Below are 26,859 nucleotides of genomic sequence, written 5' to 3'. Positions count from 1 at the left end.
CATGGATGGATTCGAGACCAAGCGAGGTTACGACCGCAACCCGAGGGTGGTGAGCGACCGCAGGCTCGGCCGCTCGAGCTCGGCGTGGGCGCGCTCCTTCGCCGCCGACGACGTGCGGCCGCTGATCGTGTGTCGGGGCCCGATCCGGAAAGAGGCGATGGATGTCTTCGCCCAGATGGGGATCGAGCATTACGGCATCCTCCTCTCGGAGAAGGACTCGATCGTCTACACGCACGCCCTGGCGCCGGAGCTGCGCTGCGTCCACCCGGCGCACGTGCACCGCGTGAAGGACTATACCGGCGCCACCAAGGACGAGCGCGTCAAGCTGATGCAGGAGATCGTCGCGATCGCGCGGGCCGGCGGCTACACGCACGTGTTCGCGGGCTACGGCTTCATGGCCGAAGACGGGGAGTTCGTGCGCACGCTCGAGGAGGCGGGGCTCGTCTTCATCGGCCCGCGCTCGTCGGTGCAGCGCGCCGCCGGGCTCAAGGACGAGGCGAAGCGGACGGCGCTCGAGGCCGCGGTCAGCGTGACGCCCGGCATCGACGACGCGACCCGGCGGATCGTGCTCCGCAAGTGGCCCGATCACGCGGCGCTGCGCGCGGCTGCGGCAGAGCGCGGGCTGCTCGGCGAGGGCGCCGCGGGCGCGGGGCTCTCCGACGGGATCCCGCTCGCCGAGGCGGCGGACGCCCTGCTCGCGGCGGCGTACGCGCGGCGCGTGGATCTCTACACGACCGACGAGCTCTGCGAGGAGCTCGAGCGGGGCGCGGCCGAGCTGCTCGCCCGCCACCCGGGGCGGCGGATCCGGCTGAAGGCCATCGGCGGCGGCGGCGGCAAGGGGCAGCGGCTCCTCGCCGGCGTCGCGCCCGACGCGGCGCCCCTCGAGGCCGCGGCGCGGGCGCGGGCGGCCGAGGTCCCCGCGCTGGCGCGGGAGGTCCTCGCGGAGGTGAAGGCCGCGGGCGTCGGCGACAACAAGAACATCCTGCTCGAGCTCAACATCGAGGAGACGCGGCACAACGAGATCCAGCTGATCGGCAACGGCGCGTGGTGCGTCGCGCTGGGCGGGCGCGACTGCTCGCTGCAGATGCACGAGCAGAAGCTGCTCGAGGTGGCGATGACGCAGGAGGGGCTGCTCGAGGCGATCGAGCGGGCGCGCGCGGCCGGCGAGGCGCCGCGCGCGGCGTCGCTCGAGCGCGAGCTCGCGTCGCTCGCCCGGATGGAGGCCGAGGCGGAGCGGTTCGGGCAGGCGGTCGGGCTGAACTCGGCCTCGACGTTCGAGTGCATCGTCGAGGGGGATCACCACTACTTCATGGAGGTCAACACCCGTATCCAGGTCGAGCACCGGGTGTCGGAGCTCTGTTATGGCCTCCGCTTCGAGAACCCGGCCGATCCGGCCGACGCGTTCGAGGTGACCTCGCTCGTCGAGTGCATGGTCCTCCTCGCGCGCCACGGCGAGCGGCTGCCCCGGCCGATCCGCGTCCGGCGGGAAGGGTCCGCGGTGGAGGCGCGCCTCAACGCGACGAACGGCGCGCTGGAGCCCCACGCGGCCGGCATCATCGTGTCCTGGAGCGATCCGCACCCGCACGAGATCCGCGACGATCAGGGCATCTGCGTGAAGAACCCCGACACGGGGGTGTTCATGCATTACCGGGTCGCCGGCGCCTACGACAGCAACATCGCGCTCCTCGTGACCTACGGCGCCTCGCGCGAGGAGGCCTACCAGCGGATCTGCGAGATCCTGCGCACGACCACGCTGCGCGGGAGCGATCTTCACACGAACCTCCTGTTCCATTACGGGCTCGTGCACTGGTTCCTCGCGCGCAGCGTGTGGACGAAGCCGACGACGCGCTTCGTGGTCCCCTACATCACGCAGGTCGGCCTGCTCGCTGTGGAGCTCGGGGAGCTCGATTTCGATGCGATGTGGGCCGAGCTCGGCGCCCGTCACGAGCGCCGCCTCGCGGCGCGGGCCGGGGCCGCGGAGGCGACCGGCGCAGGAGCGTTGAAGAAGGTCTTCACGCTGAAGGACACGCTGGTACGCCGTCCCGTGGAGAAGATCTGCGCGGAGCCGCACCTCCTGTCGGCGTGGCTCAGCCGGAACATGGGGTCGTTCGAGATCCGGTCGGGGCGGGTGCGCTGGCTCAAGAACCCGATCGAGGTGCTCGCGGACACGTACTGGCTGCTCAACATGACGCCGCAGCCGCAGGCGCCCGCGGCCCATGTGATCTGGGATCACGACCAGGAGGTGCTCTCGCGGGCGCTCGGCTTCTACCGGCGCGTCGGCGAGCGGATGGGCCAGGCGGGCGGCGCGCCTTCGTGGCCCGAGCTGCGAGCGCACCTGTCCCGGGATACCGCGCCTCAGGGCTACGACGCCGAGCTGTGGCGGCGGGTCCGCGGCTCCCACCTCGGCTTCCAGGCGGGCCTGGAGCTCCTCGACGCGCTGGTCCTCGCGGGCGACGCCGCGCGCTTCTTCGAGCTCCGCGCGCGGGAGAACGGCACGGTCGACATCCCCGAGCGCCTGCTCGATCGCGAGCTCTCGGCCCGCATGCGCAAGGTGCTCGCGCCGCCGCCCGCCATGCGGGCCAACGAGATCGTCGCGGTCACCGGCGGCATGTTCTATGCGCAGGAGGCGCCGGATCGGCCTCCGCTCGTGACGAAGGGCAGCCATTTCGCCGCCGGCGATCCGCTCTACGTGATCGAGGTCATGAAGATGTTCAACAAGGTGCTCGCGCCGTGCTCCGGCACCATCGAGGAGGTGCTCATCGACGGCGGCGAGGGGACGATCGTGCAGAAGGGACAGCCGCTCTTCCGCGTGAAGCCCGACGAGGTGCTCGTGGAGGAGGACTCGGCCGAGCGCGCGCGCCGCCGGCGCGAGGCGACGCGGCGGTACGTCGACGCGATCTTCGACGCCGAGGGCCCGTGACGCCGCGCGTGGGCTGAGGCGCCGCGGGCCGCGTCGGCCCGGTCAAGGAGCCCGAGGCCCCGGCGCGGCCGTCGAGGACCGGTGAGCGGCGCGCTTCACGGCGTCGCGCGCCGCGGCGAGCCCATCGAGCAGGCGCGCCACGGCCGGCTCGGGCAGCTCCCGGTCGGCCCACGGATACAGCCCTTCCTCCTCGTGGGCGGCGTGCTGCCGCAGCGCCCGGACGAACGCCTCCACCCGCTCTTCCCGCAACGTGTGGAGCTCGATCGCGACCCCCATCTCCGCGATCAGCTTGCGGATGCCGAGGTGCTCGGCGCGAACGGTGCCCGCCTCCTCCGGGTCGAAGCGATCGAGCACCGGCAGGAGCACCGCCTCCTCCGCCTCCATGTGCGCCGAGAGGTCGCGCTCGAACGCTCCCCACATCTCGCGCGCCGCCTCCGCATCGCCGGCATGCATCCGGTTGAGCAGGCCCTCGAACACCTCGTCCAGCCGCTGATGATCCCAGCGCAGCGCGTCGTACAGCCCCTTCTTCATGATGTCCTCCGATCCAGGGACCGAGCATGAGACGTACCAGCGCCGAGCCCCGCCGGCAGCGCGGCGCCGCGCGGCAGGAGGTGCAAACGCCGCGCGTCGGCGCAACGCGCCCGGCGCTCGACCTCGAGATGGAGCGGCACAGGGGATCGTCGCGATCAGGACAGCCCGCTCACGCCGCGGGAGGCGGGGGCGCCGGCCCCGCGCAGGGGAGCTCGACGATGAAGGTGGCTCCGGCGCCGGGCTGGCAGTTGCACCGGATCGAGCCGCCGTGGTCCTCCACGATCTTGCGGCTGATGTACAGGCCGAGGCCCAGCCCGCCGTAGTGCCGCTCCGAGACGGCGCGCTCGAAGCGCTCGAAGATGCGGCTGCACTGCGCCGGATCGACGCCGCGGTTCGCGCCTGTCCGGGCCCGTCGCTGCCACCCTGGGCGCTGGCCTGCCCCCGCGGGATGCGGTAACTTCCTTGCCGAGCGCGCTCGCGCGATGGGATGACCGACGAACCGAAGGTCAAGGGGGTGGCGTTTCGCTCCGTGGTGGCGAGCTTTGGCAAGCTGCGCGGCGAGCCTGTCCAGAAGCGCAGCCTGGATGAGATGTGTGAACCGCTGCGCAACGGCATCCGCTACGGCAGCCTCGTCTCCACCGGCTGGTACCCGATCGCCTGGTACAAGGACCTGTTCCAGGCCATCCGGCGCACGACCGGCGAAGGCAAGGAGCTCATCCACCAGATTGGCCGCCAGTGCACGCACGACGACATGAGCGGCATCTACAAGGTCATCGCGAACCTCATCTCCCCTTCTACCCTCTTCTCCCTCGGCCAGCGCGTCTTCTCCAACTACTATTCCGCCGGCCACGTCCGTGTCCTCGAATCCCGCCGCGGCTTCACCCGCGCTCTCTGGATCGGCTGCCAAGGCTTCGACGAGAACATGTGGACCGAGGTCATCGGCTCCTGCGAGCAGCTCCTCGTGATCGGCGGCGCTGACCACGTCCGCCAGCGCATCATCTCCGGCGGTGGCGACAACGACGATCACCTCGAGTTGACGGCTCACTGGAGCTGAGGCTCGGCGCAGAGCGTCGGTGAAGCGATCGCGGCCACGCGAGCGCGACGTCCCCCTCGAAACGACGCGATCACATGAGATCCTCGATCCCGGCGCCGGAGGCGGCTCCGCCCAAGGCAGCGCCGGCGCTGGCGGGGACGAGCGTTGCGAGCCGAAGCTCGCGGGGGTGGTGCGCGACTTCAAGGCGTTCACCCCTGACGGCGGGCACCCTGACTTCGAGACCTTCGTGGGCGACGGCCTGAAAGGCATCGTCGAGCCCGAGCTCGGCCCCGACGACAAGCCGGTCTATGCCCATGAGGGCGGGACGGAGCACACGACCGGGCCCGAGGCGTTTTATCAGTGGTATCACGACGACCCCACGGTCAACGTCCCGATCCGGTACGACGTCCCGCTCCAGGTGAGCGAACGCGGCCTCGGGCTCTTCTCGGGAGACCAGTTCTTCCCCATCGACGATCAGGGGTGGGGCAACGAGGGGCGGGAGCACAACTTCGGCTTCACGTACGAGCTCCACATGACGTTCGACTACCAGCGCGGCGGCGTCTTCTTCTTCAACGGCGACGACGACCTCTGGGTGTTCATCAACAGGCGCCTCGCGATCGACATGGGCGGGCTCCACGTCCCGACCTCGGCGCTCCTCGAGCTCGACGCGCACGCCGAGGAGCTCGGCATCGAGGTCGGCAAGGAGTATCCGCTCGACTTCTTCTACGCGGAGCGCCGCGGCAGCAGCGCGGTGTTCACGATGATGACGTCGTTCAAGTTCACGAACTGCGACCCGATCCTGAAGTAGCATCGACGGTCTTCATGCGATGGAACCCAGGGAAGCGGGCACCTATGCCGCACAAAGTCTGCGTCGCCACGCCGTTCGCGCTGGCGTCCGCCTTGCTCCTCCAGGCCGGAGCCGCCCGCGCGTCGGGCGCGCTCGAGATCACCGGCGCTCCCACGAGCGCCAACGGGCTGAACGCACGGGCGCTCGCGCGGGGCCCGGAAGCCGCGTTCTTCAACCCGGCGCTCCTGCCGTACGCGCCCGCGACGACGCAAGCAGGCTTCTTCGTGCTCGTCACCCACGGCGACATCACCCTGGCCCCGCGCCCCCCGGGCGTCGACGTGCCCGAGTCGGTGTACGATGGCCAGATCCGGAATCCGGACGGCTCGACCTCTCGGCTCACCCACCGGCCCTTGCCCGGATCGAAGCTCCCGAGCCCGCGGGGCGACACGCGCGACCGGCAGATCAACAGCTACGCGACGCTCGGGTTCGTGCGGCCGCTCTACGAAGACCGCCTCGTCCTGGGCTTCTACGCCCTCTTGCCGCTCAGGAGCTTCCAGGAGCAGCGGGCCTTCTTCGCCGACGAGCGCGCGCAGTACTTCTCGAATCGGCTGGAGTTCGAGCTGCTGGGAGATCGCTTGTCGGTCACCAGCCTGGCCGTGTCGATGGCTGGCCGGATCACCCGCTGGCTGTCCGTCGGGGCGGGCGTCGACGTCACGATCGGCACCAGCGCGCGGACCGCCGTCCACGTGCCCGACGCGAGCGACCAGCGGACCGCCCTCATCAACCCCGACGTCGAGGTCGAGAGCGTCTTCGCTCCTTACTTCGCCTTCGCGACCAGCCCGGCCCCCTGGCTGCGCCTCTCGGCCACGCTCCACCTCGCCTCGGCGTCGGACACCGACGGCGAGAACAGGATCCGCTTCTGGAACACCACCTATCCGGAGGGCGAGACCTCGGTCCCCCAGGCCTATCGCTTGACGCTCGGGCACCAGCCGACCCGCGTCGGCGTCGGGGCCTCGGTGATGGGACCGCCGAGCGAGGACCGAGGGGGCGAGCGCGCAGCGCGCTCGAAGAGCCCGGCGCCGCCCGCCTGGGAGATCGGCGGGCACGCGCTCCTGACGCGGTGGTCAGAGTACCGCGATCGGCACGCGGAGACCCCGCCCGACCCGTGGTCGAGCACGGTGTCCGTGGGGCTCGGCGGCGCGGTCGTGCTGGGGAGCCGCAGGCTCTCTGCCGACGTTGCCTTCACGCCATCTCCCGTGCCCGACCAGACCGGCAGGACCAACTACGTCGACAACGCGCGCCTCGCGGCCAGCGCCTCGTTCGAGACGCCGGTGTCGCTCTTCGGCGCCGACTTCGGCGTGGGAGCGTTCCTGCACGGCCAGCTGCTCCTGCCACGGGAGGTGTCGAAGCGCCCGTCCGCCAGGAACCCCGTGTTCGACGAGGTCCCCGACAACCTTGTCGACATCGTGAGCGGCGAGCCGCTCGAAGGCGTGGAGGGGCTGCAGACGAACAACCCAGGTTATCCCGGCTTCTCCAGCGGCGGCTGGCTGGCCGGCGCCGGCTTCGTCCTGCGGCTGCCCGACTGAGCAGCGCAGCGAAGCCGGTGTCCTCTCGATGGGAGGCCCGGAGGCGCTCGGTCACGCGGGGGGCCGCGACCGCCGAGAGCGCCTTTACTGGAAGAGCGTGTCGGCCCTTTCGATGATCCAGGCGCAGTCCGCGTCGTCAGGGGTACGGACCATCACGAAGGTGCTGTTGCACGCCTCCGGATCGGGATACGTCCTCGAGGCGGCCATGGTCGCCTTGAGGTTCGGAGGATCCGTTTCGAGCACGCTCTGCTCCGACACGAAACCGAGCCGACCCTCGATGCGATCGGTCGCGACCGCCACGCCGTCGAGCTCGGTCCGCGCCCGCTCTGCCACGTACACCGACCCGTCGATGAGCCCCTGGAGCTGAACCGTCATCCCCGGGTGTCCATCCTCGTCCTGATCGACGACGCGGGCGTCCTCCGGATCCGTGGGCAGCTCGTCCTGCGCCGGATCGCCGAGCGCCGCGCCGATCACCTCGTGGAGGGGCCCGAGCTTGTAGCGGAGCCCCCCTTCGCTCGCCGCAAACGTGCCCTCGCGGGTCACCGGCGCGAGCGCCTCGCGGAAGCTGTCCGGGATGACGGCGTGCACGATCGCGTCCGGGTCCTCGGTGTAATGGTCGCAATACGTGCCCTGCAGGGAGATGGCGTCTCCATTCTGCTGCTGCGTGATGAGCATCACGCTGACGATGCGCGTCTGGAACGGCGGGAGACCCTGCGCCTGGGTGAGCTGCGACCCGATGGCGCGGTACGCCCACGTGCCGGAGACATCGGTGACGTCCGGGGCCGCGGCCTGCGTGCAGCCCGGCGATTCGCCGCCCGCGCCTCCCGTCCCCGCGGATCCCGTGCTCGTCGTCGCGCCCGTCGTCGTCGCGTCCGCGTTGTCAGCAGGATCCGATCCGCAACCCAGGAGGGGCAAGGTAAGCAATCCAACGAACAGGTTGTACCTCATTCAAAGCTCCATGCATCGCCGGCCCGCGCGTCGAGGCGGCCGTGAGGAGGACCGCCTTCGGTCGCCCAAGGCCAGCTCGTCTGCGTTCGGACGACCGGCGCGGTTGTTAGCATGAGCGCGCGCGCTCGAGGTGCGCCGACGCGCCGGCTTCTCCCGACGAGCTCGTCGACCAGCCCCCGCCGGAGGTCTACGCGACAGGCGGCCGAGATCCCTCAGGGCGACAGGATGAGCACCTTGACCTGACTCGGCACGATCCGCATTCCGGGGCAGTTCGTGGAGTTCTGCAGGCTCATGCTGGTCAGCCGGGTGGCCGGCATGCCGCCGACGAGGCAGGTGAACGCGGCGGTGATGTGGCGGGACGGCCCCATGACCGATCCGGACGCGACCCCCAGGGCGACGCCGGGCTGATCGCCGACGGAGATGAGCTGCGTCGTCAGCAGGTTATGCGCGGGCGCGCACATGAACAGCACGTTGTACGCGGCCGGCGCGCTCACCGGGCCAAAGGACATGTTCGGATAAGGGATCGGGGCAGGCACCGGCGGGGTGAGGCACACGTCCGGAAACCCCAGGTTCATCCCGCCCATCTGCGTGTTCGCGAACATGATGCCTCCTCAACCCAGGTGGATCTGCTCGCCGTCGATCTTGACGAGCTCCTGCGCGGTCACCAGCGTGTTCTCGCCGCGCAGGCTCATCGTCTTCTTCGCGACATAATCGACCCGCTCGGCCCGGAGCTGCTCGAGCTCCTCGACGGTGCGGTAGGAGCGCTTCACCCGCTGCGAGAGCCGCTCCAGCACGGAGTCGAGGCTCCCGGCAAAAACCTTGGCCTTGCTGATCTCCGCGCGAAGGAGCGTCCCGACGAACGAGAGGCGTTGCAGCGCGACGTTCCCGTCGACGGCGTTCACCGAGAGGCCCGCCGAGACCACCGCCACCTCCTTGGCAGAGACCAGGCCGATGCCGTCCTGCGCGGCGACGCCGAGGCGACCGGCAGGCAGCTTGATGTTCAGGTCGCCGTCCGCGACGATGCTCCCGGGCGCGCCGTCCTCCCGCTCCAGCACGGAGAGCACGTAGCAACGCCCGTCGGTCGCCACGGCAACGAGCACGAGGTCGCCCGCCTCGGGCTCGAGGAGGCACCCCTTGGCGCGCTTCGCCCGGAGCTCGCCCGCGTCGGTCTCCACGACGAGCGCCGCGCCGTCGGCGCGCACCACGGTGCCGAACTCTTGAGTGACCAGAGCCCTCGGCTCCTGCTTTCTCGCCAGACTGCGCATGATTCCCTCGTCAACGTGTAGACGTCTCGACACCCACGGCCGGAGGCTCCGAGCTCCCCCGGCCGCTGCTCAACACCCGTGATTGCCACTGCTCCGCCTCGGCGAGATCCGAGTCGTCGCCGAGGGCGGCCGCCCGGCTGGACCACACGGCCCCTTCGTCCTTGATCCGATGGAGGCGCGCTCGAAACAGGGTCGCCCTCGAGAAGTCGCCGGCCGAGACGTCGGCGTGGGAGAGGTCGGCGTACGTCAGGTTGGCGCCGTTCCAGCGCGCGCCCGTGCACGCGGCCCGGGTCAGGATGCACATCTCCAGGTTGGCGCCGGCGAGGTTGGCCTCGATGAGGCGAGCGCCCACGAAGACCGACTCCTTGAGCACGGCCCCGGCGAGGCTCGCGCGGGTGAGGTTGGCATTCACGAAGAGCGCCCGGCCCGCGAGCGCGCCGTCGAGCCTGGCGCCGGAGAGGTTCGCGTCCTTGAAACCGCACTGCGCCAGCGTCGCGCCGGTGAAGTCGCAGCCGCTGAGATCCGCGCCGGTGAACTGCGTCATCGTGAACGACATCCCGCGCAGGTCCTGGCCCGCGAGCTTCCCCTCCACGAGCACGGCGAGCTCGAAGACGGCGCCGCCGAGGGTCGCGGTCGAGAGATCGGCGCGCACGAGCGCCGTCTGCTTCAGCACGGCGCCCGAGAGGTCGATCCGCTCGGTCCGCACGTCCAGGATGGCGGCGCGGTCCAGGTTGGTGCGCGCGAGCCGCGCGCCCGAGAGGCTCGTGTTGATGACGCTCGCGAGGGTCAGGTCTGCTCCGCTCAGGTCGATCCCGGAGAGATCGCCGCCGGTGAGCTGCGCTGCGATCAGGGAGGCGCCGTCCAGCTTCGCCCCCGTGAGATCACAGTCCACCATCGCCGCAAGGTGCAGGTTGGCGCCGGACAGGCGCGCGCCGCTGAAGCTGCAGCCGGTGGCGGTCGACTCCTTCAGCCGAGCGCCCGAGAGGTCCGCGCCGGCGAAGCTCACCTTGTCGAAGATCGCGCCGGAGAGGTCGGCGCCCGAGAGGTCGACGCCCGAGAGGTCGACCTCGGAGATGATCTCGCCGCCCTGGACCAGCTCGACCAGATCATTTCTGTCCATGGTTCTCCGGCGGCGCGACGAAGCGCACGTACTTCACATTGGCCCCCTTCAGGCTCGTCGCGGCGTTTCCGCGCATCTTCGCGGCGTCGGCGCGGAACAGGTTGGCCCTCTCGAAGCTCGCGTCGTCGACCTTCGCCTTCTGCAGCACGGCCTCCATCAGATCGATGCCGGACAGCGAGGCGCCCGTGAGGTCCGCCCGCGTGAGCATGGCGCCGACCGCGACGGCGCGATCCAGGCGAGCGCCCGTGAGATCGCACTCGCTGAGATCGGAGCTCCGCAGGTTGGCCTCGGTGAAGTCGCTCCCTCGGAGGCAGGTGCCCCGAAGGTTGGCCTGCTCGAGCGAAGCGCCGCGGAAGTCGGCGCCGGCGAACGACGAGCCTGCGATGATGCGGATGTTGTCGAGCCTGGCGCCGCGGAAGACGGCGCCGTCGCCCTTGCCGGTGATGAACACCGACGCGCGGAGGTTCGCGCCGCGAAAGTCGACGCCCTCCACGCTGGCCTCGATGAAGGTGCACTGCTCGAGATCTGCGCCGGAGAGCTGGGCACCGGAGAGGTTGGCGTTGATAAGGACGAGGTTGCGCGCGGTCACGCGGCTGAAGTCGGCCCCGTCGAAGGTCGCCTCGGACAGGTCGGCGTCCGACAGGCGCGCGCCGGTCAGGTCGGCGCCCGACAGGTTGGCCTTGGCCAGCACGGCGCCGGTGAGGTCGAGCCCGCCGCCCATCTTCACGTCGGAGAGGTTCGCTCCGCCGAAGTTCGCGCCGGCGAGGTTCGCCCCGGTGAGATCTGCGCCGAGGAGGTTGGCCTTTGCCAGGACCGCGCCGGCGAGGTTCGCGCCGCACAGCCGGGTGCCCGTGAGGACCGCGGCCTCGAGCAGCGCGCCCTCGAGATCGATGCCCGACAGGTCGAGGTGCGAGAGATCGGCGCCCGTGAGATCGCGCCCCGCGAAGCTCTCCCCGCCCCGGTGCCCGGCGATCACCTCTTCCCGCACGCGAACGGCCTCCTCGCCGCCCAGCCGGGAGGCCGCCGGGTAGTGGTGCGCGAACTTCCGGTAGGCAGAGCGCATCTGCTCCTCGACCTCGAAGAGGCGCGCCGCGAGCTCCGGATCACCGAGCTGCGCCTCGATCTCGGGCCACTCGACCCCGCCGTTCCGCGCCATCTGGGCCACGTCCTCGAGCCGATCGAGCTCCTTCCTGGCCGAGAAGCGGGGCGGGCCGCCGGCTTCCTTCTGCCGGTCGCCCATGATCGCGTCGTAATCGAATCCGTGCTTCGCGCACTCGGCGCGCGCCCTCTGCTCCTCGGCCGCGCGGCGCGCCTCCGCGTCCGCCTTGACCTTCTCGGCCTCGGTCATCGCCCGCTCGACGTACGCCGGCAGCTCGTCCAGGCTGGGCTCGATCGCGTCCTCGTCCGGCGGCAGCGGCGCGACGAGCGGCTCCGGATCGAGCCCTTGCGCGCGGATCTTCGCCTTGAGCTCCTCGACGTCCCGCTCCATCTTGGCGCGGGCGCGCTTCTGCCAGAGCCGTTCCGACTGGAGCAGCCTGGTCATCTCCGCCTGAGGGTCGTCCGGCAGCGGCCCCGCGCCCAGCTCCGGAGGCGGCATCAGGTCCGCGTCGCGCAGCAGGAACAGGTGCCCTTTCTCCTTGTCGAGTCGCTGGGCCATGACGGTTCGGTAATGCTCGCCCGGCCTGGGCTCGCCCATCGCCTCGCAGGCCGCGACGATGTGGAGCACGTCGGCCGCGTCGTCTTCGCGGATCTTGAGCGCCCCGCGATAGACGAGGATCCCGCGCTCGTGGTGGGGGAAGAGCCGGACCGTGTCGAGGCGGGTCGCGATCTCCCGGAAGGACTCCCCCTCGCCGGTCTTCTGGTTGATGAAGCACCGCGTCGCCACCCCCGGCAGCGCCCCTTCGATCCGGGGCTTCGCGGGGTGCATGTTCTCGATGACGAACGCCTCGTCGCCCCGGAAATACCCCTCGATCTGCTGGTCCGGCGGCGCGGTGTTGAAGAAGCTCCAGTCGAGGTCCCTGGCGAGCTCGGGGAAGCGCTCCTTGAGCCACGCTTCATCATACGTCCCGACCTTGGAGAAGCGCTGTGGCCAGGTCGGATCGTAACCTCCGAACCCGGCGGGCGGGGGCCGGTCGCCGGGCGACCGGACGAGGCGGCGCGGATCCTCGATGTTGGGCAACGGATGGACCGAGCCGTCCTCGCCGCGCACCGGCGCGAAGCCCTTGCCGAGCGGGTTCGGCGCGTAGCCCTCGCCGCCGAAGGCGTTCTGCCAGGTGATCGGCATCTCGGTGAACGGCTCCGGATCGGTCATCCCCAGGAGCTCGAAGCGGCGGTCTCCGACGACATAAAGCGTCTTGTCGATCGCCCCGAGCTGGACCCGCACCGAGCACGCGGCGCGCGGCACAGCGCCCGCGGTGAAGCAGCGGCCGTTCACGAGCAGCTCTCCCCGGAGCTTGGGCATGCACTCGTCGAGGATGGCGTCGCTCCCGAGCTCCGTGCCGGCGAACCTCCAGAGGCTCTGCTCGTAGAGCAGGCGCCTCGGCGCCTCGAACGGGAAGAAGACGAGGAGCGTCACGACGAGGTACGGCTCGCCGTCATTCTCGAACACCTTCGTGAGCAACCCCAGCCGGTTCGGCTTGATCGTCTTCATGAGGTTCGCAGCAGGCTCTCGCGGTCTTCTGCTGGGCGCCGCGCTAGTGGAACATGTGGATGAAGGATTGCCAGACCTGAGCCCCCGTCGAGGTCACCCTCGCCCCAGCATGCCTGGTGACCGTCACCGCTGAGCTACCCAGCTCGACGCCCTTCTGCCAGACCTCGAGGTAATTTTTGTTGAACACGAATCTTGCGTTCTTGACGTTGAGGCCGAGGACCGTCTCCGCCTTCACCCCGACGATGACATCCAGCTTCACTCCCCCGACCAGCTCCGTCCTTTGCGGGGCGACGACGTTCAGGGTGCCGTAGCCGTACGTGAAGTTGAACAGGCCGCCGAAGGTGTTTTGAATTCTGAGGCCCTGAATCTCGCGGTAGTCGGATTTGGCCTTCGCTCTGAAGTGCTCAGCCTCGATAACATAGTTACCCTTCGCGATGTGCTCGACGTTGCCGCCCGGGATCTCGACCTTCCAGCCGTCCTTGAACTTCTGGTGCTGAAGGCCAGTGGTCTCCTCGTACCGGCCGTCCTTCGTCACCGTCGTCGTGTGCTTGCCCTCGTACGTCTCCGTGACCGTCCCGTGGACGGTCGTCTCCTCGGTGCCGTGCTCGGATTTGCGCAGGTTGGTGACCGTGGTGGTCTGGGTGTCCAGATAGGTTTCCGTGACGGCGCCGGTGACGGTCTCGTTCTTCGTGTCCTTGTAAATCTCCGTGACGGCGCCGGTGACGGTCTCGTTCTTCGTGTCCTTGTAAATCTCCGTGACGGCGCCGGTGACGGTCTCTTTCAGGTAACCGCCGACCTCGATCTCCATGTGATCGCCGACGTCATCTTTCCTCCAGGTGCCCGTCTCGATCTCGAGCGACTTGCCCGTCTTGATCAGGGCGGTACCGTCCGTCCTGGAGATGAAATTGTGGTGATCGTTGGGCGCGCCCATGCGCAGGATCGTGTTCTCGGTCGGTGTGCTGACGGTGATGCGCTGCGAGCCCGCCTGGTCCTCGAGCTCGATGCGGTTCCTGCCCCCGGTCTGGATGACGTTCCTCGTCCTGTTGGCCGAGGTGACGGGGCTCGGCGTGAGCGCGTTGGGGGCGACGCCGGCGATGACGGGCCGGTCCGGATCCCCGCCGAGGAAGGTGCACATCACCTCGGTGCCCTTGCGCAGGGGGAAATGGAACCCCTCGGTGCCGCCGCCGTGCGGCTGGAGCATGCGCACCCAGGTCGAGGCCTTGCCGCCCCGGAGGTCGCTCTCGTCGAAGCTCAGCTTGACCGCGTAGCGACCGTGCTGGTCGATCTGGGCGTACTCGCTGTCCGCCGCGCCGTCGACGACGGCGTGCTCGGTCCCGTAGATACGAGGCCACGGCGTCCGCTGCGGCGCTCGGTACTGGACGGTCGAGGAGACGGCCTTGACCTCCATCCGATACACGTCGTCCCAGGTGAGCCCGATGATCTGCATCAGCTCGGGCGCCCAGCCCGTCTGGTTGCCCCAGTGCTCGACCTCGGTGGCCAGATACACCGTATTGAGCGCCGGCCTCGGATGCTCTTCGAGCTCGAACGTGTACCCGGGGCGCATGGTGAACGCCGCCCCGGTGCCGTGGTAGACGACCTGGCCCGCGAGCAGCTCCTGCGCCTTCACGGCCGCGAGGCGGCTGCCCTCGGCCGGCGTGAAGAAACGCGCGCCGTGGACGCTGATCTCGCCGAGCCCCTTCGCCGCGACGGGCGCCCTGCCGGAGATCTCGATCGCGGGATTGTTGTAATCATAGTCGCTCATGCGGACCCTGGACGGCATCGACGTGTGCCGGCACGTGAAGGTCCAGAGCAGCTCTCCCTTGGCCCTGTGCTCGCCGAACTGCGGGACGTACCGGACCGCCTTCTGGCCGAGCGGGACGTGGACGCCCTTGTCGTCGGTGATGATGAGCGTCTCCCCGTCGTCTCCTTGCTCGAAGTAATAATAGAGCCCCTCGCGCTCCATCCACCGCGAGATGAAGTCGAAGTCGCTCTCGCCGTACTGGCACACGTGCTCCTGCGGCTTGTAGCTGCCGATCAGCCTGAGCTCGTACTCCGAGACCCCGGCGCCCGAGAGCACCGTCTTGATGATGTCGGGCACCGTCTGGTCGGTGAAGACCCGGCTATGCAGGGACATGGTGAGCTTCCAGAGCTGCGGCACGAGCACGGCGCGGAAGACGGAGCGCTCGCCGAACGCGTGGATGAGCTCCACCGTCGCGAAGATGCCGTTCACGAGGAGGGGAGCCCCGCCGTCCGGCGGGGAGAGACGGAGTGTCGCCTTCGTGCCCACGGCGTCGGCGAGGTCGAGATCCTGGCCCACGTAGTTCGTCATCGCGAGATAGATCTCGAAGACGTACGGCTTCGACAGCCCCTCTGTCCCTCGAAAGCCAATGACCCGCGTGGCGGCAGGGAGCGCGCCGGCGCTGACGGTGAACGCATCTTGCATGGTTGTAATCCCCGTTGTCGGTGCGCGTTAGCTCCTGGCGCCTGAAGAACGTCGACTGTAGAGGCGATTCCTGGAAAGCAAAGCGATGATTGCATGCCACGACGGCGCGTCGCCGTCGTGTGATCCGCACACCTGACATCGCATCGCGCGGATCATCCGGCCTGCGCCGCGGGGGCTTTGCTGTCCTCGGGCTGCCGCGGCGCTCCGCGCAGCGTCGCGATCTCGGCCTCGACGTGGGCTCTCAGGCGCGGATCGCCGGCGAGCCGCCTGGCCCAGAGCCGCTTCATCTGCGCCCACACGGTGCGTCGAATGGCGAGCGGATCGAGCGCCGCGGCCGCACCGTTGCGCTCGGTCGCGACGACCAGCCGCGCATAATCGGTCGGATGCACGACGCCGCGGATTGCCTCCCAGGCGGCAAGATAGGCTGCATCGAACCGATCGCGGAGCGGTCGCTCGCGGCGTCGCGCCTCCTCCGCCATCGCCTCTTGCCATCGCGCCTCGGCCTGCTCCCAGCGCTCATCGGAGAGGCCGTGCGCGCGGAGCACGTCGGCCCGGGGGACCGGCCGCTCCGCGAGCTCCGCCGCGATGATCGCGCACCGCTCGACGCTGACCTCCTCGCCCTCGCCGAGCGGCGGGAGCGGCCCCACGGGCGCGGAAGGCGCCGGCGAAGCGCGCTCGCCGGACCAGGGCGCGCCAGGGATCGGCAGCTCGGGCGCGACGCGCGGCGGAAGCGGCGGCGCGGCAGGGAACGGCGTCGCGGGCTGACCGGTGGCCCGCGCCTCGTCCTCGCTCGACAGGAGCGTCGTGCTGGTGAAGATGGCAGGGATTGGATCTGCGACCGGCCCAGGCTCGCCCTGCTCCGCCGGCGCAGGGGCTGCGGGCCCGAAGGGGAGCGCCGGCGCGCGCATCGACGGCTCGTCCGGCTCCACGGGGAGCGCGAGCGTTTGAAAGAGTGACGCCGCGGACAACGGAGGATCGACGATCTCGACGTCCTCTGCGGAGAGGCTGATCGGCAGCTCCGGGGCGAGCCGCGCCTCGCCCGCCCCGCTGGGAAGTTCCTTAATCCGGGCGGTCTCCTGGGGGCCCAGGCGGAGGGAAGGCGGATGCGCCGGCTGCGCGCGCTCCTGCTCCTCGAGGCGCACGTCGGGCCATGCGATCTCCTCGCCTTCGATCTCGACGCCGGCCACGATCCGCACGGACGCGAGGGCGTCCTCGCCGGAGACGGGGAAGACCCGGCGCCACACGACCGTGCAGCGCTGCTCGACGCCGTCGATGCGAAGCGTGTCGGCGTTGAGCTCGAGCACCTCGCCGTCTGCCGCGGCGGAGTCGGCGAGCCCCCGGATCCGCGCCACCCCGCGCGCCCCGGGCAAGCGCATCTGAAGCCGTGGAGCCGCCGGATTCACGTGCTCGAGCACGATCCACTCATCGCCTTGCAGGAATGCGATCCGCTGGTCCGCGGGCGCCGCCTGGAAGTACGACCAGTCGAAGCCCCCGGGGATGTCGGCGTTCGGCCCATCGAGCGCCTTGCGAGGCGTGCCGCCGAGCAGCCGACGGCGCACCGGCGCGGCGTGCGCGAGCGGCGCGAAGCCAGCGAGGCGTGCGGGATCCTGGAGGTCGAGGATGTTGGCCGGGCCGTCCAGCGGCTCCCCATCGAACGGGTTCTCCCACCCGTTCGCGCCGCCAACCGCCCTCTCGTACACGAGGGGTATCTGCCGGAAAGGGACCTTGTCGCGGACGAGGAGGCGCTTGTCGAGCACCCAGCCGCCCGCGCTGTAGACCGCGACCCGCACCGGCAAGGACTGGACCTCGGTGCCGCGCGGCGCGTGCGCGTCTCCGGTGAAGACCACATCGGCGCGACCGAGGTAGGGCGCGAGGTCCCCGCTCCAGCGGATGCTCCGCGCCGGGTTTTTGCCATGGTGGACCTCGGCGCGGAGGATCTCCTGCGGATCGGTCCGCCACATCACCGAATCGATCGCAAAGGCGAAGCTCGCCTTGGCGATGACGGTGATGTAGTGCCGGCCCTGCGTGCGCCAGGCGATCGCGGCGGCCGCGGCGCCTTGCAGCGGCGTCACGGAGCCGCGCAGGAGCGCGCTCATGATCGTGCTCTCCGACGGCCGCTCCCGGCCATGGCTCGCCTCGGCACCATGAATCGCCTCCCACGTTGAGTACCCTCGCTTGTGTTAAAAGCGCGCGGCAATCTCGCGATCTATGTGTGACTGCAGCGCCGGCGCACGGCGCATGGCAATGGCGGCTCGCCAGCGGAGCGCGCCTCCGGTCAGGCCTCCACGCGCCGACGACGCTCCGTGCTCGCGGGCTCGCGGCGCGGCGGCCGGCCCTCCCTGGAAAAGACCATGGTGCCGTCGTCCACCGGGCCGAGCTTCATCGCGAGCAGATCCAGCACGTAGTTCTGGCGGAAGTACCACGGCGCCTTCGATCCCTGCTTGGGCAGGTGGTCCGCCGAGCGCCGCACGTAGCCCGACGTCAGGCCGAGCAGCGGCCGAGGATCGAGGATGGATTCGTCAGGGCGCGGCAAGCACTGCCGGTAGCCGTGGCGATCCATGTGGCTTAGCAGCCGGCAGACGTACGTCGAGGCCAGCTCGGCGCGGAGCGTCCACGAGGCGTTCGTGTAACCGAGGCAGAGCGCGAAGTTCGGGACGCCGCCCAGCATCAACCCCTTGTAGATGAACGACCTGCCGGGCTCGAGGACGTCACCGTCGACGGCGAGCTGGATGCCGCCGCAGAGCAGGAGCTCCAGGCCCGTCGCCGTCACGATGATGTCCGCCTGGAGCTCCTTGCCCGACTCGAGCAGGACGCCGCTCTTCGTGAAGGTCCGGATGCTGTCGGTGACCACCGAGGCGCGCCCCTCCCTCACCGCACGGAAGAGATCGGCGTCCGGCACGAGGCAGAGGCGCTGATCCCATGGATCGTAGCGAGGGTTGAAGTGGGTATCGATGTCGAAGTCGGGCGGCAGATGCCGGGCGACGCCGCCGCGGAGCATCCGCCGGGCCAGCCGCGGCGCGCGCTGGCAGACCTGGTAGATGAGCAGGCTGAGCGCGACGTTCTTCCAGCGGGCGACGCGGTGGGCAAGTTGCTCCGGCAGGTGCTCGCGGATCGCGTTGGCTATCGGGTCCTCCGAGGGCAGCGAGGCGATGTACGTCGGCGAGCGCTGGAGCATCGTCACATGCGCCGCGTCGGCGGCCATCGCGGGCACCAGCGTCACGGCCGTTGCGCCGCTGCCGATGACGACGACGCGCTTGCCCCGGTAGTCGAGATCCTCCGGCCACTGCTGGGGGTGCACGAGCTGTCCCTGGAAGTCGTCGCGGCCAGGGAAGCTGGGCGTATACCCGCTCTCGTAGCGGTAGTAGCCGCTGCAGACGTACAGGAAGCTGCAGGAGTAACGGGCGCGCTCCTCGCCTGGGCCGACGTCCACCTCGACGGTCCAGCGCGCCTGCTCCGAGGACCATGACGCGGCTCGAACCCGGTGATTGAACCGGATGTGCCGGTCGATGCCGAGCTCCCGGGCCGTGTCGCGCACGTACTCGCGGATCGACGACCCGTCCGCGATCGCCTTGGCCTCCTTCCAGGGGCGGAAGGAATAGCCGAGCGTGAACATGTCCGAGTCCGAGCGGACGCCAGGGTAGCGGAACAGGTCCCAGGTACCGCCGATCGCGCTGCGCCCCTCGAGGATCGCGTACCGCTTGCCGGGGCAGCGCGTCTGGAGGTGGTAGCCGGCCGCGATGCCGGAGAGGCCGGCGCCTACGATGAGAACGTCGAAGTGCTCGGTGGACATGCTGGGTTCCCGGGGGCGAGCGCCGTGGCGCTCCAGGACCCGAGCATAGCGTGGCGGATCAAGGCTGTGCTCGGCGCCACGCGCACATTTCGGGGCGCCGCGCGGCGCTGCGGCGAGCAGGCGCGCCAGCGGACTGCCGGGCGCTGGCGCGCGGGTGCTCAGACCGCCGGCGCGCCGCTCGCCGCCGGCGCGGCCATCCCTGCCGCCTCACCTTCGGGCTTCGCCGAGGCAGCGCCCGCCGGCCTGCGGGTGAAGAGCCCCGCGACGAACCCCACGAAGGCCAGGACGCCGACGATGAACAGGGTGTCTCCGACGAGCCGCATCCAGCGCAGCGCCTCGAGGACAGGCTGCTGCATGAACTCCGCGCTTCGCGCATACCACAGCCCGCGCTCCACGCTGGCCCACGCCTGCGCCAGCCCGATCGGCAAGAGGCTCAGGAGGATCATGAGGCCGAGGCCGCCGTTCATCCCCCAGAACGCCACCCGGAGCCGCGCCTCGTTCCACACCGCGTCGGGGCGCAGGCGGCGGAGCATCACCAGCACGAGGCCGAGGGACAACAGCCCGTAGACGCCGAAGAGGGCGGCGTGCGCGTGCACGGGGGTCGTGTTGAGGCCCTGCATGTAATAGAGCGCGATCGGCGGGTTGATGAGGAAGCCGAACACCCCGGCGCCCACGAAGTTCCAGAACGCGACGGCGACGAAGAACTGGATGGGCCAGCGATAGGCCTGCATCCACGCGCTCCGGTGCTGCATCTGCCAGGTCTCGTGCGCCTCCATCCCCACGAGGACGAGCGGCACGACCTCCAGGGCGCTGAAGCTCGCGCCGACCGCCATCACCGAGACCGGCGTGCCGCTGAAGTAGAGGTGGTGGAACGTGCCGGGGATGCCCGAGACGAGGAAGATGCAGGTGGACAGGAGCGCCGCCCGCGCCGCGCTGTCGGGCCGCACGAGCCCGAACCGGGTGAACAGGAACGCGATGGCCGCGGTGGCGAACACCTCCATGAACCCCTCGACCCACAGGTGGACGACCCACCAGCGCCAGTACTCCATGACCGACAGGTGCGTCTTCGCGCCGTAGAACAGCCCCACGCCGTAGAACATCCCGATCGCCACCGTCGCGCCGGTGAAGAGCAGCACGATGTGCCGGCTCATGTCGCGCCGCGAGAGCGCGGGCCAGAGCGCGCGCAGCATCAGGAAGAGCCAGAGCGCGAGCCCGCCGAAGAGCGCTATCTGGAAGGCGCGGCCGAGGTCGACGTACTCGTACCCCTGGTGCCCGAACCAGAACGAGTGCTCGAGCGCGAAGCGCTGCTTCACCGACAGCCACTCTCCGGCGAGCGAGCCGAAGACCACGAGGACGAGCGCCCCGAAGAGGACGTTCACGCCGAGCCGCTGCCCCTTCGGCTCGCGCCCGCCCACCGCCGGCGCGAGGAACAGCCCCGCCGCGAGGAACGCGGTCGCGATCCAGAAGACGCCGAGCTGCACGTGCCAGGTGCGCGTCACCGCGTACGGCAGGTAGTCCGCGACCGGCAGGCCGAAGACCTCGTGTCCTTCCACCGTGTAGTGCGCGGTCAGGGCGCCGAGCGCGACCTGGAGCACGAGCAACGCGACCACGACGAGGCAGTACTTGCCGACGGCCCGCATCGACGGGGTGAGCACCCACCCCGAGAGCGGGTCGCTCGCCGGGGCGGCGACGGCCGGCTCCTCGCTGCGGCGGAACGCGTGGTACCAGACGAGCGCGCCGATCCCGGCGAGCAAGAGCACGATGCTGACGATCGACCAGATCACGTTGGCGGCCGTGGGGACGTTTCCGACGAGCGGCTCATGAGGCCAGTTGTTTGTGTAGCTGGCGCCGGTGCCAGGGCGCTCCGCGGCCGTGGCCCACGAGGTCCAGAAGAAGAAGGCGGTCAGCTTGTCGCGCCGCCCGGCGTCGGGGACCGCGCCCGTGTGCAGCGCGTAGCTCTCGCGCAGCCCGGTGAGGCTCGGCTCGTCGCCGAAGAGCGCGCGGTAATGCGCCGCGGTCTGCTCGATCGCCAGCGCGCGATCCTCGGAGACCGTGAGCGCGCCGGTCGCGGCGTCGTAGCCGTTCTGGCGCATCGTCCGCTGGAGCCGCGCCTTGAGCGCGGCCTGCGCCTCGTCCGGGAGCGCCGCGAACGCCGCGCCGTGCTCTCGCTGGCTCCAGAGCGCGAGCTGCGCCTCGGCCTCGCGATGGAGCCAGTCGGCCGACCAGTCCGGCGCCTGGTAAGCGCCGTGCCCCCAGACGCTGCCGACCTGCTGTCCGCCGATGCTCTGATAGACGAGCTGCCCGTCCAGGATATCGTCCTTCGTGAGCAGCACCCGGCCGGCCGGCGTCTCGACCCGCTCGGGGATCGGCGGGGCCTTGCGGTACACCTCCCGACCCATGAAGCCGAGTATCAAGAAGCCAGCGGTGATGACGGCGGCGAGCGCCAGCCAGAGTCGTCGTAGGTTATGCATAGCGACCTCGTTGTTCGCGTGAGCCCCCGGCGCGCCCGCGCCTCCGCGGCGCGACCTCGAGGGCTCCGGTCGTGACGACCGGCCCTGAAGCAGCCGGCGTGCCGCTGCCGCGCGCCCCTTCGCTTCGTGCCTCCAGGCGGGGGATGTTGCGGTTTTCGCAACATCCGTTCGTTGTCAAATCGACAACAACGTTGTACGATCGACAACATGGCGAAGCCGAACCTGGAGGCGCTGCTGTCGGTCGCGCTCGATCTCACGACGTCGCTGGGCGCCGAGGATCGGTACCGGCGCCTGCTCGAGGCGGTGCGGCACGTGGTGCCGTGTGATGCGGCGTGCCTGATGCGGTATCAGGACGGCGTGCTGGTGCCGCTCGCGGCGCACGGGCTCGCGCCGGAGGCGCTGGGGCGCACGTTTTGCACGAAGGCGCACCCGCGGCTCGACCTCCTCTGCCACGCCGAGGCGCCGGTGCGCTTCGCGCCGGACACCGAGCTGCCGGATCCGTTCGACGGGCTGCTCGCGTCGGACGCGACAGCGCTGGCGCACGTCCACGCCTGCCTCGGCTGTCCGCTGCGGGTCGAGGGCGCGCTCATCGGGCTGCTGACGGCCGACGCGCGCGACCCGCGCGCCTTCGAGGGGGTCGACGCGGCGACGCTCTCCTGGCTGGGCGCGCTGGCCGGCGCGGCGGTGCGCACGAGCCAGCTCATCGACGCGCTCGAGCACAGCGCCGAGCGGCTCGGCCTGGTCGCCGACGATCTCCGGCGGGCGGCGGAGCGGGAGCGGGGCGCGAGCCTGCTCGGGACGAGCCCGGCGATGCAGCGGCTGCGCGACGAGATCGCGCTCGTGGGGCCGTCGGATCTCACGGTGCTCATCACGGGCGAGACGGGCGTTGGGAAAGAGCTCGTGGCGCGCGCCGTCCACGCGGCGTCGGGGCGGCGGGGCGAGCCGCTGCTCCACGTGAACTGCGCGGCGCTGCCCGAGTCGGTGGCGGAGAGCGAGCTGTTCGGGCACGTGCGCGGCGCGTTCACCGGGGCGGAGCAGAGCCGGCCGGGGAAGCTCGAGGTGGCGGACAAGGGCACGCTGCTCCTCGACGAGATCGGCGAGCTGCCGCTGTCGATCCAGCCGAAGCTGCTGCGGGCGCTGCAGGAGGGCGAGGTGCAGCGGGTCGGCGCCGATCGGTCGCTGCGCGTCGACGTGCGCGTCGTGGCGGCGACGAACCGCGATATCGAGCGGGAGGTGGCCGAGGGGCGCTTCCGGGCCGACCTGTTCCACCGGCTCAACGTCTATCGCCTCGCGGTGCCCCCGCTGCGCGAGCGGAGGAGCGATATCCCGCTGCTCGCCGGCCACTTCTGCGACGAGGCGCGCGCGCGGCTCGGCGTCGGGCCGGTGCGGCTGACGAAGGCGGCGCGCGAGCTGCTCGCGGACGGCGCCTGGCCGGGGAACGTGCGCGAGCTGGAGAACACGGTGTTCCGGATGGTGCTGCAGGCGTCGCGGGGCGTGCCCCGCGGGGCGCCCGTGGTCGTCAAGCCGGCCCACCTCGGGGTCGACGTCGCCGCGGCGCCGGAGCCCGCGCCGCGCGAGGACGACGCGGAGAAGGCGGCGCCCGCCGCGGCGGCGCCGCTGAACGAGCAGGTCGACGCGTTCCAGCGCGGGCTCATCGAGCGGGCCGTGGCGCAGGCCGACGGCAACTGGGCCGCCGCGGCGCGATCGCTCGGGATGCACCGCAGCAACCTGCACCACCTCGCGAAGCGGCTCGGGCTGCGCTGAGGCGAACGGGGATGACGAAGGGCCGCCGTCGCGCCGGGGCCTCCGGGTGGGGTATCCTCGGTGGCGTGCGCCGCTCCCCTACCCCGGCGCCGTCGCGGAGGCTCTCCCCATGTTCAAACGCATCGCGCACGTCTGTCTCAACGTGAGGGATCTGCAGCGCTCGGTCGACTTCTACGGCAAGCTCGGGTTCGCCACCAAGTTCAGCTTCACCCGCGAAGGCGCGCCGTTCGGCGCTTACCTCGAGATCGCCGACGGCAACTATATGGAGATGTTCGAGGACCGGAACCTCGGCGAGGTGGTCAATACCGGGATAGCCCACTTCTGCCTGGAGACCGACGACATGGACGCCGTGATGGCGACGCTGAAGAGCCGCGGCGTCCCGTTCACCGAGAAGAAGCTCGGCTGCGACAACACGTACCAGATCTGGCTGGCGGACCCCGACGGCAACAAGTTCGAGGTGCACCAGTACACGCCGACCAGCACGCAGTACACCGGAGGGGTGATCGAGGCGGACTGGTAGGTAGCCGGCCACCGGGGCGGCAGCCGGGGTTGGATGGAGGGGCGCTCCCCCGTTCTGCTCGTGGCGAGAGGCGAGGCGATCGGCGGGCTCATCGGTTCAGAGGACGGTGGAGCGGTGGACAGAGGAGCAGCCGAATGGCAACCCGAGTCCATGGACAACCGAATCTCAGGTCGCCTGTGGGTCCGGCGTGGGGTGGCTCAGGTGCTCTTGGTCGGCGCCGGCGCGGGCGCGCTGGCCTCCTGCTCGCCCAAGCGCGCCGAGGTCACGCCGCAGCCAGCGCCCACCGACAGGATCCTCACCGGCGCCGACGCGCTGGGCGACTGGACGACGGACGCGCCGGGCGTGAAGCGCAAGATCACCGTCGCCGACCTCCCCGCGCCCAACGAGGGTGAGTCGGTGACCAACAGCCCGAACAGGGCAGAACGTCCAGCCGGTGTGTTCCCCAAAGTCCCGTCGGGATTCACCGTCGCCGAGCTCGCCACGGGTCTGGAGAAGCCGCGCGTCGTGCAGGTGGCGCCGAACGGCGACGTGTTCGTGGCCGAGAGCGCGGCGGACCGGGTTCAGGTGCTCCGGGACACGGACGGCGACGGCAAGGCCGATGTCCGCAGCGTCTACGCCGAGGACCTGAACCGCCCCTTCGGCATCGCCTTCTATCCGAGCGGGACCGAGGCGCCGACGCACGTTTACATCGCGAATACGGACAGCGTTGTGCGGTTCCCTTACAAGGCGGGCGACACAAGGGCCAGCGGCCCGGTCGAGGCGCTGGTCACCAACATCCCCTCGGGCAGGGAGGCCGTGGGCGGCGGCGGCCACTGGACCCGCGATATCGTCTTCAGCAAGGACAACCAGCGAATGTTCGTGTCCGTGGGCTCCCGCTCCAACGTCGATGACGACGAGGACGAGATCCGGCGCGCTTGCATCCTGGCCTTCACGCCCGACGGCAAGAACGAGGTGCTCCATGCGTCAGGCATCCGCAACCCGGTCGGCCTGGCCATCGAGCCGGCGACGGGCGCGCTCTGGACCAGCGTGAACGAGCGCGACGAGCTGGGCGACAACCTGGTCCCCGACTACGTGACGCGCGTGCAAGAGGGCGGCTTCTACGGCTGGCCCTGGTACTACCTCGGCGGGCATCAGGATCCGCGGCACGAGGGCAAGCACCCCGAGCTCCGGGACAAGGTCATCGTGCCGGATGTGCTGATCCAGTCGCACTCGGCGTCCCTCGACCTCTGCTTCTACACGGGCCAGCAGTTCCCGGCCGACTACCAGGGACACATCTTCGCGGCGGAGCACGGCTCGTGGAACCGGTCGCGGCGCACCGGATACAAGGTGATCCGCGTCCCGGTCAAGGACGGCAAGGCGGCGGGATATTACGAAGACTTCATGACCGGCTTCGTCACGAGCACCGGTGACGTGTGGGGTCGCCCGGTCGGCGTCGCCGTGGCCAGGGACGGCGCGCTGCTGGTGACCGACGACCAGAGCAACACCGTGTGGCGGGTGGCCTACGGCAAGTGAGACCCTGGTCTTCCCGTGCGCTCAGCGCGGGCGGCGCTTCGGGCGACCGAGCAGCAATCCCAGCGCCGCGAGCAGCAAACCCGCCTGGGCGCCAGAGTCGCTCGCGTCGCTGCCCACGGCGCAGCTGCAGCCGGAGCTGGAGCCTTCTCCCTCTGTCGAGTCGCCGGTTCCCGAGCTGGCGTCCTGTCCGTTCGCCCCCCCGGACGCGGTGTCCATCGCGCCGCCGCTGCCTGCGCTGCCGCCTGAGCCACTTCCCATGACCCCGCCCGTGCCTCCGGTTGCGGCCCCGCCACCCGCGCCTCCGGCTCCGGGCTCGCCACCCGCGCCTCCGGTTGCGGCCTCGCCCCCCGCGCCTCCGGCTCCGGGCTCGCCCCCCGCGCCTCCGGCTCCGGCCGCGCCGCCCGCTCCTTCGGTGTCGCTGCCGCCGGGGACAGCGCCGGGACAAGCCGCCGTCTCTGGATCCTGACCACCGGCCCTGTCGAGGCCGAAATAGGCGGCGACGGCGGGTCCGTCGAACGGCACGGCGTGCCCGACACCGTCCATCGAAAAGGCCTCATAGACCGTGTAGCCGCAGGAGCTCTTCCAGGACTGGCGCGTGGTTCCGCGCTTCGGCGTGTCGGTCCCACTCGGGGTTTCGCTCAACCCCAGGAGGTTCGTCCACTCCTTGACGTCTTCAGCCATGTTCTTGTAGCTGAGGATCGTGTCGGCGGTGCCATGCCAGTGCTGCAGGCGCGGGCGATGGCCGGTGTAACCGGGATAATACGAACGAACGAGGTCTCCCCACTGCTGCCCGGTCTTCGTGACGTTGCCGCCCCCGCAGGGCCCGCTCCACTGGGCCGAGCTCCCCGTCCCGGTGACGTCGTTGTAGCCCTCGGCCCAGCAGCCGCACGGAACGCCCATGAGCGACACGCCGGCCATGAACACGTCCGGGTACACACCGAGCAGCGCCTCGGTCATGATGCCGCCCGATGACCCGCCGACCGAGTACACGCGGCCCGCATCGCCGCTGTACTTCGCGAGCGTGTATTTCACCATCTGGACGATGGCCCCCGTGTCGCCGCCGCCGCCGTGGTTGAGCGATCGCGTCGATCCCGCGTCCCAGCAGTTCTGCCCGGTGGCCTCCGGGAAGATCATGATGAAGCCGCTGGTGTTCGCTATGGACACCAGGCTCGACATCTCGCTGAACGTGCCCTGGCCATTTCCCTGGCAATGATGGGGAGCGACGACGATGGGAGGCTTGGCCGCCAGCTTGTCAGGCACGTAGATGTACATGTTGACGTAGCTGGGCAGGCCGTCCGCCCCCCATTCGCTCTGGTTGACTTTCTGCAGCGATGCCCCGCGCGCAGGCAGCGCAACGAGCAGCGCCAGCGAGAGCGACGCGAACCCGAGGACATGGCTTTTGAATTGGTCCATCGAACAGAGACTCCCTATCAACGACAACCTGGCACGCGAGCCAGCGCCGCTTTGTTTCGCGCACTCTAGAGCGACAAGCGGGCTGAAACCCCGAGGAACAGCGGGA

19 protein-coding genes are annotated in these 26,859 nt (G+C 70.2%); 7 read left to right on the top strand and 12 right to left on the bottom strand.

The window, feature by feature from the left end; all coding sequences use genetic code 11:
- Nucleotide 1: 1 nt before the first annotated feature.
- The gene (locus WME97_RS18145; protein WP_437553317.1) at nt 2-2,920 is read left to right on the top strand and encodes a biotin/lipoyl-containing protein; all 2,919 of its coding nucleotides are present in this window, start codon (nt 2-4) and stop codon (nt 2,918-2,920) included.
- A gap of 42 nt (nt 2,921-2,962) precedes the next feature.
- Here WME97_RS18145 and WME97_RS18140 read toward each other — a convergent pair whose 3' ends face one another.
- On the bottom strand, nt 2,963-3,451 hold the full coding sequence (locus WME97_RS18140) for a hemerythrin domain-containing protein (protein WP_437553315.1): 489 nt from the start codon (nt 3,449-3,451) through the stop codon (nt 2,963-2,965).
- Nucleotides 3,452-3,620: 169 nt separating this feature from the next.
- Nucleotides 3,621-3,812, bottom strand: a complete 192-nt coding sequence (locus tag WME97_RS18135) for a sensor histidine kinase (protein WP_437555416.1) — start codon at nt 3,810-3,812, stop codon at nt 3,621-3,623.
- Between the two features lie 126 nt (nt 3,813-3,938).
- Between WME97_RS18135 and WME97_RS18130 the strand changes: the two genes are divergently transcribed.
- Genes WME97_RS18130 through WME97_RS18120 form a run of 3 tightly spaced genes read left to right on the top strand, consistent with a single transcriptional unit; the run spans nt 3,939 to nt 6,857 of the window.
- Nucleotides 3,939-4,505 (top strand): hypothetical protein, encoded by a 567-nt coding sequence (locus WME97_RS18130; protein WP_437553313.1) that lies wholly within the window; start codon nt 3,939-3,941, stop codon nt 4,503-4,505.
- A gap of 19 nt (nt 4,506-4,524) precedes the next feature.
- Nucleotides 4,525-5,292 (top strand): fibro-slime domain-containing protein, encoded by a 768-nt coding sequence (locus WME97_RS18125; protein WP_437553311.1) that lies wholly within the window; start codon nt 4,525-4,527, stop codon nt 5,290-5,292.
- A 44-nt stretch (nt 5,293-5,336) separates the two neighbouring features.
- Nucleotides 5,337-6,857 carry a hypothetical protein gene (locus WME97_RS18120; RefSeq protein ID WP_437553309.1) on the top strand — a complete coding sequence of 507 codons (1,521 nt, stop codon included), beginning with the start codon at nt 5,337-5,339 and terminating at the stop codon, nt 6,855-6,857.
- An 84-nt stretch (nt 6,858-6,941) separates the two neighbouring features.
- On the opposite strand, the gene WME97_RS18115 is transcribed toward WME97_RS18120, so the two are convergent.
- The 9 genes from WME97_RS18115 to WME97_RS18075 form a co-directional block, all read right to left on the bottom strand.
- The gene (locus WME97_RS18115; RefSeq protein WP_437553307.1) at nt 6,942-7,805 is read right to left on the bottom strand and encodes a hypothetical protein; all 864 of its coding nucleotides are present in this window, start codon (nt 7,803-7,805) and stop codon (nt 6,942-6,944) included.
- Nucleotides 7,806-8,017: 212 nt separating this feature from the next.
- Entirely contained in the window at nt 8,018-8,407 is a 390-nt protein-coding gene (locus tag WME97_RS18110) for a DUF4150 domain-containing protein (RefSeq protein WP_272095087.1), read from the bottom strand.
- 9 nt (nt 8,408-8,416) lie between these two features.
- On the bottom strand, nt 8,417-9,070 hold the full coding sequence (locus WME97_RS18105; protein ID WP_437553305.1) for a DUF3540 domain-containing protein: 654 nt from the start codon (nt 9,068-9,070) through the stop codon (nt 8,417-8,419).
- 10 nt (nt 9,071-9,080) lie between these two features.
- The gene (locus WME97_RS18100; RefSeq protein ID WP_437553303.1) at nt 9,081-10,190 is read right to left on the bottom strand and encodes a pentapeptide repeat-containing protein; all 1,110 of its coding nucleotides are present in this window, start codon (nt 10,188-10,190) and stop codon (nt 9,081-9,083) included.
- Complete coding sequence (locus WME97_RS18095) at nt 10,177-12,840, bottom strand: DUF2169 family type VI secretion system accessory protein (RefSeq protein ID WP_437553301.1); 2,664 nt, start codon at nt 12,838-12,840, stop codon at nt 10,177-10,179. The genes WME97_RS18100 and WME97_RS18095 overlap by 14 nt, the downstream gene beginning before the upstream one ends.
- A gap of 43 nt (nt 12,841-12,883) precedes the next feature.
- Nucleotides 12,884-15,283, bottom strand: a complete 2,400-nt coding sequence (locus WME97_RS18090) for a type VI secretion system Vgr family protein (RefSeq protein WP_437553299.1) — start codon at nt 15,281-15,283, stop codon at nt 12,884-12,886.
- 152 nt (nt 15,284-15,435) lie between these two features.
- On the bottom strand, nt 15,436-17,379 hold the full coding sequence (locus WME97_RS18085) for a DUF2169 family type VI secretion system accessory protein (RefSeq protein ID WP_437553297.1): 1,944 nt from the start codon (nt 17,377-17,379) through the stop codon (nt 15,436-15,438).
- A 179-nt stretch (nt 17,380-17,558) separates the two neighbouring features.
- Nucleotides 17,559-19,073 carry a flavin-containing monooxygenase gene (locus WME97_RS18080; protein ID WP_437553295.1) on the bottom strand — a complete coding sequence of 505 codons (1,515 nt, stop codon included), beginning with the start codon at nt 19,071-19,073 and terminating at the stop codon, nt 17,559-17,561.
- A 158-nt stretch (nt 19,074-19,231) separates the two neighbouring features.
- Nucleotides 19,232-21,544 (bottom strand): nitric-oxide reductase large subunit, encoded by a 2,313-nt coding sequence (locus tag WME97_RS18075; protein ID WP_437553294.1) that lies wholly within the window; start codon nt 21,542-21,544, stop codon nt 19,232-19,234.
- A gap of 207 nt (nt 21,545-21,751) precedes the next feature.
- Between WME97_RS18075 and norR the strand changes: the two genes are divergently transcribed.
- From norR to WME97_RS18060, 3 genes are all read left to right on the top strand, one after another.
- Nucleotides 21,752-23,308, top strand: coding sequence for a nitric oxide reductase transcriptional regulator NorR (gene norR, locus WME97_RS18070; protein WP_437553292.1), 1,557 nt, complete (start codon nt 21,752-21,754; stop codon nt 23,306-23,308).
- 109 nt (nt 23,309-23,417) lie between these two features.
- Nucleotides 23,418-23,828, top strand: coding sequence for a VOC family protein (locus tag WME97_RS18065; protein ID WP_437553290.1), 411 nt, complete (start codon nt 23,418-23,420; stop codon nt 23,826-23,828).
- A 150-nt stretch (nt 23,829-23,978) separates the two neighbouring features.
- Nucleotides 23,979-25,340 (top strand): PQQ-dependent sugar dehydrogenase, encoded by a 1,362-nt coding sequence (locus WME97_RS18060; RefSeq protein WP_437553288.1) that lies wholly within the window; start codon nt 23,979-23,981, stop codon nt 25,338-25,340.
- A 21-nt stretch (nt 25,341-25,361) separates the two neighbouring features.
- Here the strand turns inward: WME97_RS18060 and WME97_RS18055 are convergent, their stop codons facing one another.
- Nucleotides 25,362-26,753: an extracellular catalytic domain type 1 short-chain-length polyhydroxyalkanoate depolymerase gene (locus WME97_RS18055; protein ID WP_437553286.1), complete on the bottom strand. Its 1,392-nt coding sequence runs from the start codon at nt 26,751-26,753 to the stop codon at nt 25,362-25,364.
- Nucleotides 26,754-26,859 lie beyond the last annotated feature (106 nt).

This window comes from Sorangium sp. So ce367 (genome assembly GCF_051520455.1).
Lineage (GTDB): Bacteria > Myxococcota_A > Polyangia > Polyangiales > Polyangiaceae > Sorangium > Sorangium cellulosum_B.
This window is presented reverse-complemented; position numbering and strand designations above follow the sequence as displayed.